The sequence below is a fragment of the Streptomyces sp. NPDC014891 genome (assembly GCF_043081085.1).
Lineage (GTDB): Bacteria > Actinomycetota > Actinomycetes > Streptomycetales > Streptomycetaceae > Streptomyces.
Genome location: NZ_JBIBWF010000014.1, coordinates 176,724 through 189,460 on the forward strand (window position 1 = coordinate 176,724; position 12,737 = coordinate 189,460).

General features: G+C 75.6%; 11 protein-coding genes. 8 read left to right on the plus strand and 3 right to left on the minus strand.

Features of this window, described 5'->3' with window-relative positions; all coding sequences use genetic code 11:
* Nucleotides 1-140 precede the first annotated feature (140 nt).
* From ACF09E_RS32375 to ACF09E_RS32400, 6 genes are read left to right on the plus strand one after another with little or no spacing between them, the layout of a single operon-like run.
* Nucleotides 141-1,058, plus strand: a complete 918-nt coding sequence (locus tag ACF09E_RS32375; protein ID WP_361850097.1) for a kinase — start codon at nucleotides 141-143, stop codon at nucleotides 1,056-1,058.
* A 1-nt stretch (nucleotide 1,059) separates the two neighbouring features.
* Nucleotides 1,060-2,181, plus strand: a complete 1,122-nt coding sequence (locus ACF09E_RS32380) for a PLP-dependent cysteine synthase family protein (protein WP_392209371.1) — start codon at nucleotides 1,060-1,062, stop codon at nucleotides 2,179-2,181.
* Nucleotides 2,178-3,464, plus strand: a complete 1,287-nt coding sequence (locus ACF09E_RS32385; protein WP_392209373.1) for an ATP-grasp domain-containing protein — start codon at nucleotides 2,178-2,180, stop codon at nucleotides 3,462-3,464. Before ACF09E_RS32380 ends, ACF09E_RS32385 begins: the two co-directional genes overlap by 4 nt.
* A complete protein-coding gene (locus ACF09E_RS32390; RefSeq protein WP_392209375.1) occupies nucleotides 3,461-5,026 on the plus strand; it encodes a lyase family protein in 1,566 nt (521 codons plus the stop codon). The genes ACF09E_RS32385 and ACF09E_RS32390 overlap by 4 nt, the downstream gene beginning before the upstream one ends.
* Complete coding sequence (locus tag ACF09E_RS32395) at nucleotides 5,023-6,396, plus strand: MFS transporter (RefSeq protein ID WP_392209377.1); 1,374 nt, start codon at nucleotides 5,023-5,025, stop codon at nucleotides 6,394-6,396. Before ACF09E_RS32390 ends, ACF09E_RS32395 begins: the two co-directional genes overlap by 4 nt.
* Nucleotides 6,397-6,451: 55 nt before the next feature.
* Nucleotides 6,452-7,252 carry a 4'-phosphopantetheinyl transferase family protein gene (locus ACF09E_RS32400; protein ID WP_392209379.1) on the plus strand — a complete coding sequence of 267 codons (801 nt, stop codon included), beginning with the start codon at nucleotides 6,452-6,454 and terminating at the stop codon, nucleotides 7,250-7,252.
* An 82-nt stretch (nucleotides 7,253-7,334) separates the two neighbouring features.
* On the opposite strand, the gene ACF09E_RS32405 is transcribed toward ACF09E_RS32400, so the two are convergent.
* From ACF09E_RS32405 to ACF09E_RS32415, 3 genes are all read right to left on the minus strand, one after another.
* Complete coding sequence (locus ACF09E_RS32405; RefSeq protein WP_388803384.1) at nucleotides 7,335-7,799, minus strand: hypothetical protein; 465 nt, start codon at nucleotides 7,797-7,799, stop codon at nucleotides 7,335-7,337.
* Nucleotides 7,800-7,815: 16 nt separating this feature from the next.
* Nucleotides 7,816-8,070, minus strand: coding sequence for a hypothetical protein (locus ACF09E_RS32410; protein ID WP_392209381.1), 255 nt, complete (start codon nucleotides 8,068-8,070; stop codon nucleotides 7,816-7,818).
* A gap of 228 nt (nucleotides 8,071-8,298) precedes the next feature.
* Nucleotides 8,299-8,979: a TetR/AcrR family transcriptional regulator gene (locus tag ACF09E_RS32415; RefSeq protein ID WP_392209383.1), complete on the minus strand. Its 681-nt coding sequence runs from the start codon at nucleotides 8,977-8,979 to the stop codon at nucleotides 8,299-8,301.
* 150 nt (nucleotides 8,980-9,129) lie between these two features.
* Here ACF09E_RS32415 and ACF09E_RS32420 point away from each other — a divergent pair, with 150 nt between their 5' ends.
* Together ACF09E_RS32420 and ACF09E_RS32425 are read left to right on the plus strand one after the other, a co-directional pair.
* Nucleotides 9,130-9,732 carry an isochorismatase family protein gene (locus ACF09E_RS32420; protein ID WP_392209385.1) on the plus strand — a complete coding sequence of 201 codons (603 nt, stop codon included), beginning with the start codon at nucleotides 9,130-9,132 and terminating at the stop codon, nucleotides 9,730-9,732.
* A 343-nt stretch (nucleotides 9,733-10,075) separates the two neighbouring features.
* Nucleotides 10,076-12,667 carry a YfhO family protein gene (locus ACF09E_RS32425; protein WP_392209387.1) on the plus strand — a complete coding sequence of 864 codons (2,592 nt, stop codon included), beginning with the start codon at nucleotides 10,076-10,078 and terminating at the stop codon, nucleotides 12,665-12,667.
* Nucleotides 12,668-12,737: the final 70 nt, after the last annotated feature.

Consider the following 12,737-nt stretch of genomic DNA (forward strand, 5'->3'; position numbering starts at 1 on the left):
GCGGCCGCGCACCGAACTGCCCGCATACTGCCGCCCGACCAGCCGGATCCCGGCCCCCGCGCTGCCTAGCGTGTGGATGTCCGCACGATCGGCCAGGCCCTGTGAGCGGTGCGGTCCGGCCCCCAGAGGAAGTCAAGGACATGGTGGATCATTCCGGTTGGCGGGTCGGCGTCGCCTCGGCCCCGATACATCACGGCGAAATTCTCCAGGGCGTCTTTCCGCACCAGGGCCAGCTCACCCGGGGGCTGGTCACCCTGCCCTGCACCGTCCACACCACCCGGGCCTCGTTCATCCCCGCGCGGGGCGAGAAGCTGACCGTCTACCCGACCTGGAAGACCAAGGCGGCGCGGGCCGCGCAGCTCACCGCCGAGGCCTGCCTGCCGCCAGGGGAGGGACCGGTGGGCGGGCACCTCGAACTCACCGGCGACGTCCCGCTCTGCCGCGGCTTCGGCTCCTCCACGAGCGACGTGCTCGCCGCCGTCTGGGCCGTACAGGACGCCCTGGTGTCCCCGCTGCCCCCGGAGGAGATCGCCAGGATCGCGGTGCGGGCCGAGACGGCGTCCGACTCCCTCATGTTCAACGAGAGTTCGGTGCTGTTCGCGCAGCGCGAGGGCAAGGTCATCGAGGACTTCGGCTACCGCATGCCGGCCGTGCGCGTCCTCGGCTTCGGCTCCCGCCCCGAGAACGAGGGCAGAGGCGTCGACACCCTGGCCTTCCCGCCCGCCGAGTACGGCGGCGCCGAACTCGAACTCTTCGCCGAACTGCAGGTGATGCTGCGCGAGGCCATCCACACCAAGGACGTCGCCCTGGTCGGCGCCGTCGCCACCGCCAGCACCGACATCAACCAGCGGCACCTGCCCATCCCCCGCCTCGACGGGCTGCGCTCCATCGTGCGGGAGACCGGCGCCCTCGGCATCCAGGCCGCGCACAGCGGGGACATCGCCGGGCTCCTGTACGACCGGGACGACCCCGACGTCGAGGCCCGCACCGAACACGCCCAGCGACTCCTGCACAACATCGGCATCCACGAGCAGTGGATCTTCACGACGGGTGACTGACATGACTACGACCACGATCGCGGGCGTCGGCAGGCTGCACGACTCGGTGGTGGACGCCACCGAACTGCCCCGCATCATCCAGGTGACCGACAACCTCTACGCGGCCGCGTTCAGCCTCATGAAGCTGCTGCCGGCGCGCTACATCATCGACCGGGCCGAGGCCGCCGGACTGCTGCGTCCCGGCAGCAGGATCATCGAGACCTCCTCCGGCACCTTCGCGCTCGGCCTGGCGATGGTCTGCCGGCTGCGCGGCTACGACCTCACCATCGTCGGCGACTCCGCGATCGACCGCGACCTGCGCAACCGGCTGGAGATGCTCGGCGCCACCGTCGAGATCGTCGAGTACGCCGGGCAGAGCGGCGGCATCCAGGGCGCCCGCCTCGCCCGCGTCGAGGAACTCCGCCGCCTCCACCCCGACAGCTTCGTGCCCGGGCAGTACGACAACCCCGACAACCCCGGCGCCTACGCCGTCGTCGCCGACCTCATCGGCGAGACCGTCGGCTCCGTCGACTGCCTCGTGGGCCCGGTCGGCTCCGGCGGTTCCACCGGCGGCCTCGCCGCCGCCCTGCGGCCCGCCGACCCGGCCCTGCACCTCGTCGGCGTGGACACCCACGGGTCCATCATCTTCGGCTCGCCCGACGGCCCGCGCACCCTGCGCGGCCTCGGCAGCAGCATCCACCCGGGCAACGTCCGCCACAGCGCCTACGACGAGGTGCACTGGGTGACCGCCCCCGAGGCCTTCCACGCCACCCACGAACTCTTCCGCAACCACGGCCTGTTCATGGGGCCCACCAGCGGCGCCTCCTTCCAGGTCGCCTCCTGGTGGGCCGCGCGCAACCCGGACAGCAAGGTCGTCATGGTGCTGCCCGACGAGGGCTACCGCTACCAGTCCACCGTCTACCACGCCGAGTGGCTGCGCGAGCAGGGCGTCGAACCGGCGCCCGCCCCCGGCGGCCCGGTCACCGTCGACCACCCGCTCGACGCCCCCTCCGCGTGGAGCCGCCTCGTGTGGGCCCGCCGCGGCTTCGACGACGTGATGACGCCGGAGGTCCCCGACCTCGGCGCCCTGGCCGCCCCGGACGCCGGAGACCTCGGAGAGCCGGCGCCGGAGGTCCGCTCGTGACCGCCCCGCTGCTGCTCCTCGTCGAGTCCAACACCACCGGCACCGGGCGCCAGTTCGCGGCCCGGGCCCGCGACCTCGGCGTCGTCCCCGTCCTGCTGAGCGCCGATCCCGGCCGCTACCCGTACGCCGCCGAGGACGGACTGCGCACCGTCGTCGTGGACACCTCCGACGGCGACGCCCTGCGGTCCGCGGTGGCCGGCCTGGCCGCCGCCGAGCCGGTCGCCGGAGTCCTCTCCAGCTCCGAGTACTACGTCGCCACCGCCGCGGACCTGGCCGCCGGCCTCGGGCTCCCCGGGCCGTCCGCCGACGCCGTCCGCGCCTGCCGCGACAAGTCCGCGCAGCGCCGCACCCTCGCCGCGGCCGGGGTGCCCGTACCGCTCTTCTCGGCGGCCGGCGACGTCGCCGAGGCGATCACCGCCGCCCAGTGGATCGGCGGCCCGGTCGTCGTCAAGCCGGTCCAGGGGTCGGGCAGCCTGGGCGTACGCCTCTGCCGCGACCGGGACGAGGTGGCCGAGCACGCCGGCGGCCTGCTGGCCGCCACCGTCAACGAACGCGGCCTGCGCACCCCGGGCGTGGTCCTCGTCGAGCAGTACCTGACCGGCCGCGAGTTCTCGGTCGAGGTCTTCGGCGAGGAGGTCGTCGTCACGGTCGCCAAGCACGTCGGCGCGCCCCCGGTGTTCGTCGAGACCGGCCACGACGTGCCCGCCGTCCTGCCCGCCGCGCAGTCCGCCGCGCTCGCCGACACCGCCGTCCGCGCCGTCCGCGCCCTCGGCCTCGGCTGGGGCGCGGCCCACGTCGAACTGCGGCTCGACGGCGACACCGCCCGGGTCATCGAGGTCAACCCGCGGCTCGCCGGCGGGATGATCCCCGAGCTCGTGCGCCGGGCCCGCGGGGTCGACCTGGTCGGCGCCCAGGTACGGGCCGCGCTCGGTGCGGACGTCGACCTCGCCGGCACCCCCGACGCCGCGGGCGCGGCGTCGATCCGCTTCCTGACCGCCGGCACCGACAGCGTCCTCGCCGACGTCACCGCCGCCGGGACGGCCGCCCGCGCCGTGCCCGGCGTCGTCGACGCCGCCCTCTACCGCCCGGCCGGGGCCGAGGTCGGGCCCGCCGAGGACTTCCGGGGGCGGGTGGGCCACGTGATCGCCACCGGTACGGCTCCCGCGGAGTCCGCCGCCGCGGCCGACACCGCCCTGGCCCGCGGACTCGCCACCGCGCTGACCCCCCTGACGGCGGGCGCACCGGTGGCCGGAGCGGCCGCGAGGGAGGCGGTGCCGGTATGAGCGGCGGCACCACCGGCACGAGCGGCCCCGAGGCGGGCGTCCACACCGGCCGGCTCCGGACCGGCCTCGACCCGCGCGCCCACCGCATCGTCTACGACCAGTACCGCACCGACGACGGCGACCCGGTCGGCGACGAACTACGCCTGATCAGCGAGGTCGACCGGGCCCACCTGGTGATGCTCGCCGAGCGCGGCATCGTCGACCCGGCCCGCGCCGCGGCCCTCCTCACCACCGTCGACGCCCTGCGCGCCGAGGACTTCGCGCCCCTCCGCTCCCGGCCCATGCCCCGCGGCCTGTACCTGGCGTACGAGGGCTGGCTCGTCGACCGGCTCGGCCAGGAGACCGGCGGGGTGCTGCACACCGGGCGCTCCCGCAACGACCTCAACGCCACCACCGTCCGGCTCAGGGTCCGCGGCCCCTACGGCCGGCTCCTCGACGAAGTCGCCGGGCTGGCGCGGGTCCTGCTGGACAAGGGGGAGGCGTACCGGGACGTCACCATGCCCGCCTACACGCACGGGCAGCCCGCCGTGCCCATCAGCTACGGCCACTACCTGACCGGGATCGCGGGCGCCGTCCTGCGCTCGCTCGCCGGACTGCTCGACGCCGGCCGGGAGATCGACGTCAACCCGCTCGGCGCCGGAGCCGTCGGCGGCACCTCGGTGCCGGTGGACCCGGCCCGCACCGCGGACCTCCTCGGCTTCACCGCCGCCGCGCCCAACTCGGTCGACGCCGTCGCCTCCCGCGACTTCGTCCTGCGGATGCTCTCCGCCTCCGCGGTCCTCGGCGTCCTCCTCGCCCGGACGGCCCGTGACCTGACGTGGTGGACGACGGAGGAGTTCGGGCTGCTCAGGATGGCCGACGACCTGGTCGGCTCCAGTTCGATGATGCCGCAGAAGCGCAACCCCTTCCTGCTCGAACACATCCAGGGCCGCTCGACCTCCGCGCTCGCCGGCTTCACCGGCGCCGCGGCGGCCATGTCGACCGCCGGCTACACCAACGCCATCGCCGTCGGGACCGAGGCCGCCCGCCACCTGTGGCCCGGTCTCGCCGACACCACCCAGGCCGTCACCCTCCTCCGGCTCGTCGTCGACGGCGCGGAACCCGACCGCGACCGGATGCGCGACCGCGCACGCGAGGGCTTCACCTCGGCCACCTACCTCGCCGAACGCCTCGTCGTCGACGGCATCCCCTTCCGCACCGCCCACCACCTCGTGGGGGAGACCGTCCTCGGCGCCCTCGACGGCGGCACGCCGCTGTCCGACGCGGCCCGCGCCCACCCCGGCGTGGCCGCGGCCGCCGCCGGATACCCGGCCGACTGGCTCGAACCGGAGACCGTGGCCGCGGCCTGCGCCCACGGCGGCGGACCCGGCGGCGCCGGACCGGCCGAGGCGCTGGCCCGGGCGCGTACCGAACTCGCCGCCCTCACCGCCGAGTCGGACGCCCGCCGGGACCGCTGGGCGGACGCCGCCGCACGGCTGACCGCCGAGGCCGCCCGGGTGGTGGCCGCCGCGTCGGACACCTCGGAGCCCGGCACGGAAGCCGAGGCGGTGGCCGCCCGATGACCGCGCGACGCCGGGACGGGTTGCTGCGGCAGCGCGACTTCCGGCTCCTGTGGGCGGGGGAGACCACGAGCCGCTTCGGCAGCAACATCACCGGCGTCGCCATGCCGCTGGTGGCCGTGGTCACCCTGGACGCGAGCACCTTCTGGGTGAGCGCCCTGGCTGCCGCCGCCTGGCTGCCGTGGCTCTTCCTCGGGCTGCCCGCGGGCGCCTGGGTGGACCGGCTGCCGCGTCGCCCGCTGATGGTGGCCTGCAACGTGGCCTCCCTGGTGCTCCTGCTCAGCGTGCCGGCCGCCGCCTGGCTCGACGTGCTGACCATGACGCAGCTGCTCCTGGTCGCCCTGCTCACCGGCGTCGCGAACGTCTTCTTCTCCATCGCGTACCGGGTGTACGTGCCGTTCGTCGTCCCCCGCGAGCACCTCACCGAGGCCAACGCCAAGCTCCAGGGCAGCGAATCGGCCGCGCAGCTCGCCGGGCTCGGCGGCGGTGGTGCCCTCGCGGGCGCGTTCGGAGCGGTCGCCGGTCTCGTCGCCAACGCCGCGACCTTCCTGATCGCCACGCTGTGCCTGCTCGGCATCCGCGCCCGGGAACCGGTGCCGGAGCGCCCCGAACGGCCCCAGGCCCTGCGCAAGGACGTCACCGAAGGGCTGCGGCACACCGTCCGCGACCCCTATCTGCGCGTCCTGACCACCTACGGCACCGTCACCAACCTGCTGCTCACCGGCTACCAGGCCATCCTCACCGTGTTCCTCGTCCGCGAACTCCACGTGGGCGAGGCCATGGTGGGCTGGCTGCTGGCCGGCAGCAGCGTGGGCGGCCTGCTCGGCGCCGTCGTCGCCACCCCCGTCGCGCGCCGCTTGGGCACCGCGCGCGGCATGCTGCTCTGCAAGTTCGCCACGGCCCCGTTCGGGCTGCTCATCCCGCTGGCCGAACCCGGCTGGCGGGTCGTGCTGCTGCCCGTCGGCGGAGCCGTGCTCGCGCTCGGCGTCGTGTCCGCGAACGTCATCCAGGGCGCGTTCCGCCAGCAGTACTGCCCGCCGCAGCTGCTCGGCCGGATCACCGCCAGCGTCTCCGTCGCCAACTTCGGTGCCATACCCGTCGGTTCGCTGCTGGGCGGCGCACTGGGCGGGACGCTCGGGCTGCGGCCCGCGCTGTGGCTCCTCACCGCCGGTCTCGCGGTCAGCTCCGTCCTGCTGCTCGCCGGGCCGCTGCGCAACCGCCGCGACCTGCCCACCGAACCGCCCACCGAACCGCCCGCCGGGGAACCCCCCGCGAGGCCCGCCGAGCAGGGCGGCGGGGCGCCCGTACCGGCGGACCCCACCGAACCGGCCGATCGGCGGACCCTCCGGCACGCCGTTCCCGAACAAGGCTGATCCGTCCCGGCGGTCGGCCGCCTCCGCGCATCCGTCATCGAACAGGAGGGGTCCCGTGAGCGATCCCAGAAGCGGTCCCCGGAGTCCCGCGAGCGGCACCCTGCTGCTCGCCCCCCTGCCGCCCCCGCGCGCCCTGCCCCGGCCCGGCTCCCTGGACCTGTGGCTGCTCCGGGTCTCCGACGCCCGGGGCGCCGGGCTCGACGCCGGCGTCCTGGACGACGGCGAGCGGCAGCGCGCCGCGGGTCTGGCGCACGCGGAGGACCGGGTCCGCTTCACCGCCGCCCACCTGGCACTGCGCCGGCTGCTCGGCACCTACCTCGACACCCTGCCGCAGGACATCCGCTACGGCCGGGAGACCTGCCCCTGCTGCGGCGGCCCGCACGGCCGGCCGACCGTCCTGGGGGCCTCGCGCGGCCTGCACTTCTCGCTCTCCCACCGCGGGGACCTCGTCCTCGTGGGGACGGCGGTGGCGCCCATCGGCGTCGACGTCGACCTGGTCGCCGACCCGGGCGGCGCGGCGGAACTCGCCGCCATGCTGCACCCCGCGGAGCAGCGCGAGATCGAGGCGCTGCCTCCGCCGCGCAGGCCGAGGGCGCTGGCCCGGCTGTGGACCCGCAAGGAGGCGTATCTCAAGGGGCTCGGCACCGGCCTGGGCCGCGATCCGGCCGCCGACTACGTGGGCTCGGGCAGCCCCGACGGGCATCTGCCACCGGCCGGCTGGACCCTGCTCGACATCCCCGTCGACCGCGGCTACGCGGCGGCGGTCGCCGTCCACGGCGAACTGACCACGCTCTCGCCCCGGGTGAACCGCCTGTCGGAGCGGGACATCAGGGGAGACCCGCCGGCCCGCGCGTGAGGGCCCGGCGCACACGCGGAAGGTCCCCGGACGATCTGTCCGGGGACCTTCCGCGTATCCGGGTGCCGGCCGGCACCGTCGCTCAGCCGGCCATCGCGATCCACTCGTCGAGCTGCTCCTGCGTGGTGGCCGGATCGGCCACCAGATCGGCCAGCGCGTCATCGGCGTGGTGGCGGGTCGAGACGGCGGGGCAGCGCCCGCACGCGGCGACCCCGGTCTGCTTCCACCACTGGCACCGGGCCCTGAGGTGACACCGCGGGACGGGGCCGTCCTCCTGCGCGGCGGGCCGCGCGAGCACCCGCTCCACGAGCGTGCAGTCGCCGCCCCTGCGGTTCACGCAGTCGCTGACGCAGTGCGACGCGAACCGCAGGACGCGCCGCGGCTCGATGCCCTCAGGCACCTCGCCGAGCACCTCGGCGGCCGGTACGGGATCGGCCAGGTACACCACGCGCCCGTCCTGCCCGGACCGTACGCCCAGGACGACGGACTCCGGCGCGTGCGCCTCCCCGCTGGGGCACCAGGTCTGCGAGGGGACGCCCTCGCCCACGGTCGTCACCTCGGCCTCAGCAGGTTCCGGAGCGGGTGCCGGCCACCTGCGTCACCCTGCCGCCGACGCTCTGGCTCAGGGACTGCGCCCCGGCCTGCTCCTCCTGGGCGACGGCGAGCCGGATGCTGTCCTTGAGCTGGGACACCGAGGTGATGCGCTCGGCCCGGCCGCTGTCGGCCGCGTTCGCCGCACCGGCTCCGGTGACGACGAGTCCGGCGGCGAGCAGTGCGGCGGCACCGGCCGCGGCCACCTTGCGAGTCGGGTTCTCCATGGCGTACTCCTCCTCCTGGTATGGGAGTTGCGAGCGTAGGCCGGTGGAGCGCCGTGGCCGGAACTTTGCGGCGGCAGTTGACCGGCGGTTCCGCCGCCGGGGCCGGGACCTGCGAAGACGCGGCCGCGGACGGGAGGGCCGCCGGTGCCGTTCAGGGCGGGGACGCCGTCCGCGGCCGGGCCGGTGGCCAAGGGGGGAGGGGGCCGGCGGCGGGTGGCGGGATCGCCGCTACGGCGCGGAGGGCGGCAGCAGGGCCCCGGCGAGCCGGCCGAGGGCGTCGCCGTCGGGGCGGGCCGCGCCGGTGAGGGTTCCGACCAGGGCCTGGGCGAGGACGGTCGCCGTGCCGATCCGGTCGTCCTCGCGCTCGTCGCCGGTGACCTTCCCGATCACCGCGTCCCGTACCGCCGGGGAGGTGTCGGAGTCCCCGAACAGGTCGGGGAAGGACAGCGCCATCATGCACACGCCCACGTTGGCCGAGAGGATCGAACGCCCGGCGAGCTCCGGGCTGGTCCGGAGCCGGCCGGCGTCGCGGCAGCGTTCGACCGCCGTCAGCAGGATCGCCTGCGCCTCCTTGACGGCCCCGGGCTTCGCGTCGCCGGCCGGTGTGAACATCAGCCGGTAGAGGTGCGGGTTGCGGAGCGCGAAGGCGACGTGGCTGTCCCAGGCCGTCCGCAGGTCCTCGACCGGATCGTCCGTGAGCGGGTTCCTGCGCTTCTCGGCGAGGAAGCGGGCGAAACCCGCGTCGGCGACCGCTGTGAGCAGCCCCTGCTTGTCGCCGAACTGGCGGTAGATCTCGGGCATGCCGACCTTCGCCCGGTCGCAGATGGCGCGGGTCGAGATCGACAGCGCGTCCTTGGTGGCGAGGAGTTCCTCGGTGGCTTCCAGGATGCGCGCGCGTGCCGTCGACATGCTCCCCACGATAACAGCGCTAACAAGTGACGTAAGCGATGCTGACAAACCGTGTTAGCGTTGAACACACCCCGGGGGTCCGGAGCCGCCTCCGGCCCGAGCACCTGCTCCCTTGCTCCGCCTCCCTCTCTCCGTCTTGGAAGGAACCCCATGACCGCCTCCACTACCCTCCGCGACGTGATCGGCCTTCCGCAGGACCTGCCGCGCCTGGCCGACTCCGCGCTGATCATGATCGACTTCCAGAACACCTACCGGTCCGGCGTCATGCGGCTCGACGGCGCCGAGGCCGCCCTCGCCGCCGGTGCGCGCCTGCTGGCCGCCGCACGCGCCGCGGGTGCTCCCGTGGTGCACGTCGTCAACGACGGCGGTGAGGGCACCCCGTACGACATCCGGGCCGAGATCGGCGCCATCAGCGAGGAGGTCGCCCCGGTCGAGGGCGAGAAGGTGGTCGTCAAGCAGTTCCCCGACGCCTTCCACGCCACCGACCTCGAAGCGGCCCTGAAGGACCTCGGCGCCGACGGGGACCTGGTCATCGCCGGCTTCATGACCCACATGTGCGTCCTCTTCACCGCGCAGGGCGCCTTCAACCGGGGCCACCGCCCCACCGTCGTCGCCGAGGCCACCGCCACCCGCCCCCTGGAGGGCCCGGACGGCACCGTCACCTCCGCGGAGGCGCTCCAGGCCGCCGCCCTGACGACGGTCACCGACCTGTTCGGCACGGTGGCCCGCACGGTCGACGAGCTCGTGCGCTGACACCACCCTGACCGTCCGGGGGGCGCGCCCCTGACCGGTCGGGTGTCGCCCCCCGGCCCGTACGGGTGCGCGCCCCTGACCGTCCGGGGGTCGCGCCCCGGACCGTACGGGTGTCGCCCCCCGGCCCGTACGGGTGTCGTGTCCCGGCCCGCACGGGGGGCCGGGACACGACACCCCCACCGGGCCCGCGCCACCCGACCGGCCCCCCGACACCGGGAGTTCACCCGGGGTGCGCCGGAACACCGCCCGCTGATCGGTTGCGGGTCGCCCGGCTCGGCGGTAATGGCCGTCCGCCCGTGACGGCTCACCCGGGCGCCCCGCTCCGAACGCCCCTGGAGGACGTGTGCCCCCCGCCGCCGAGACCCTGCTCGACGAGGTCGACGGTGAGGAGGGGACGGGCGGCCCGCACCACCCGCCCCGCGCCCCGCGGCGCCCGCGCTCCCCGGCCGTCCTCGGTCCTGCGGCGGCCGCCCTGCTCACCGCCGCGCTCCTCGCCCTCGCCACCCGGCTCTCGGGCGGGTACCCCCTCGGCCCGACGACCAGGAACACCGTCGACCTCGGCCAGCAGTACCTGCCCTTCCACGCGTACTGGCGCTCCCTCCTGCTCGGCGAGACCCACGGGGACGCCTTCCTCAACTGGAACTCCGGATTCGGCGCCAACTTCCTCGGCGACATCGGCACCTACCTGAGCAGCCCCTTCGACCTGCTCGTGGTGCTCTTCCCGGCGGACCGCGCCGAGCTCGCCCTGTACGCCGTCACCGTCCTCAAGATCTCCGCCGCCGCGGCGGCGATGGCCCTGCTGCTCCTGCGGCTGCGCCCCGGCCCCTGGCCGGTCGCCGCCCTGCTCGGCACCGCCTACGCCCTCTCCGGATGGACCTTCGACTTCGGCACCACCGTGCCGATGTGGCTCGACGGGCTCATCGCGTTCCCGCTGCTCTGCCTGGTCGGCGAATGGGCCCGCGTCCGTCGCCGCCCCGTCCTCGGCCCCCTCGTGGTCGCCCTGGCCTGGACCGCCAACTTCTACACGGCCTACATGGCCACCCTCGGCGCCGCCGTCGTCCTGCTCGTCCGGCTCCTCACCGCCGAGGAGGCGACCGGCGCGCGGCAGCGCCTGGCCGGGGCGCTGCGCGCCGCCCGCGGCGTGCTCCTCGGCATCGGCCTCGCCGCGCCCCTCGTCGCGGTCGTCTTCCTCGGCACCAAGGTCGCCGACCCCACCCCCGAGGCGACCTTCGCCCCCGCCGCCTGGACGGAGCTCCTCGCCCGGTTCCTGCCGGCCACCGCGAGCCTCGCGAGCCCCGCCCTCTTCATCGGCACGCCCGCCCTCGCCCTCGCCCTCACCCTGCCCTTCAACAAGGCCGTGGCCCCGCACGTCCGGGCCGGCTGGTCGGCCGCCGTGCTCCTGGTGACGCTCTCCCTCCAGTGGGAGCCGACCCACCTGCTCTGGCACGCGGGCGCCTCGCCCAACGGAGGCCCCTACCGCCAGGCCTTCGTCCTGTGCGGACTGCTCGTCGTCACCGGCTGGTTCTCGGCCGCCCGGGGCGTCCCCCGCCCGCCCGCGCTCCTCGCCGGCGGCGCCCTGCTCGCCCTCCTGGCCGGCGCGGCCCGCGGCAGCGTCGACGTCGACCGATGGACCTACCCCGCCTTCGGCACCGCCGCCGCCCTCACGCTCGCCGCCGCCCTCGCCGCCCTCCCGCACCGGCGCCGCCCCCCGAACACCGCCCGCGCCCTCGCCGCCGCCCGCGCCCTTCCCGTCCTCGCCCTCGTCCTCCTCGTCGCCGCGCAGGCCGGTGAGACCGTCGTCACCGGGAAGCGGATCGAGGAGCAGCAGCGCGAGGAGGTCGCCTGGTCGCCCCGGATCGGTCCCTGGCACACCGCCGTGGCCGAGGCGGCGGCCCGCGCGGACGCCTGGCCGGAGCACCGGACGGAGCCCGGGGAGATCCCCGGCGGCAACGACGCCCTGATCGCGGGCGGACAGGGCGCCGACTACTACAGCAGCCTCACCGCCGAGGCGACCTCCCGGACCCTGGCCGACCTGGGCTTCGGGTACTACGCCAAGGGCCGCCACCTGGTCACCCTGGACAACCCGGTGACCGACGCCCTCTTCTCCGTCGGCACCCGGATCCGCTCGGTGCCGACCGAACCGGTGCGCAAGGACACCCCGCCCCGGGCCGAGGTGACCGTCACCACCACCCCCGTACCCCCGCTGGTCACCGTCCGTCCGCGGAAGCGGCCCCCGACCCACCCCGGGGACTCGGCGTTCGCCCGGCAGGAGCGGCTCCTCGGCGCCGACGTGTACGAGCTGCCGGCGGTCACCCGGGACGGACGGACCGTCACCGCCCGCTGCCCGGCGGGCTCACAGCTCTGGTTCTGGGCCCCCGAGTACCACGGCGGCGCCGCCCTCGCGGGGGAGCCGCCCGTCGACTTCGACGGCCGGCCGCCCGCCGTCCGCGCCGCCATGCACGCCCTCGGCACCGTGCCCGCCTCCGGCGAGGTGCGGATCGGACTGAGCCCCGAGCGGGCCGTCCGGCTGCCCCGGCAGCCGGTCGGCTGCCTGCTCCGGGACCGGCTCGACTCCGCCGTGCGGCGGCTGACCGCCACCGGCGCCACCGCGGTGCGCGCCACCGGACACACCGTCACGGCCGAACTCCCCTCCGGCAGCACGGGGACCGCGGTGCTCGCCGCCCCCCGGATCTCCGGCTGGCGGTGCGCCGCGGGCGACGAGGAGCCGCGCCCGGCGCGCACGTACCAGGGCCTCGTCGCCCTCCCGCTCGACGGCCGGGCGACCACCGTCACCTGCGCCTTCCGTCCGCCCGGGCTCACGCTCGGCGGAGCCGTCGGCCTGACCGCGCTCCTCGCGCTGATCGCGACGGGGGCCCTGCACCGGCGCGCCCGGCGGCGGGCCGGACGGTCCGACGGGCCTCCGGCCGCCGGCTGAGGCCGGTTCCGCGCCGGCTTTCCACGGGGGACGCCAAGAGTTCACCCGGAGTGCACGCGCGGATCGTTCG

Bases quoted from the DNA above. Each gene is read 5' to 3' on its own strand.
- ACF09E_RS32420 (WP_392209385.1), top strand. From the start codon at position 9,130: ATGACCGCCTCCACTACCCTCCGCGACGTGATCGGCCTTCCGCAGGAC.
- ACF09E_RS32415 (WP_392209383.1), bottom strand. From the start codon at position 8,979: ATGTCGACGGCACGCGCGCGCATCCTGGAAGCCACCGAGGAACTCCTC.
- ACF09E_RS32375 (WP_361850097.1), top strand. From the start codon at position 141: ATGGTGGATCATTCCGGTTGGCGGGTCGGCGTCGCCTCGGCCCCGATA.
- ACF09E_RS32390 (WP_392209375.1), top strand. From the start codon at position 3,461: ATGAGCGGCGGCACCACCGGCACGAGCGGCCCCGAGGCGGGCGTCCAC.
- ACF09E_RS32380 (WP_392209371.1), top strand. From the start codon at position 1,060: ATGACTACGACCACGATCGCGGGCGTCGGCAGGCTGCACGACTCGGTG.
- ACF09E_RS32395 (WP_392209377.1), top strand. From the start codon at position 5,023: ATGACCGCGCGACGCCGGGACGGGTTGCTGCGGCAGCGCGACTTCCGG.
- ACF09E_RS32410 (WP_392209381.1), bottom strand. From the start codon at position 8,070: ATGGAGAACCCGACTCGCAAGGTGGCCGCGGCCGGTGCCGCCGCACTG.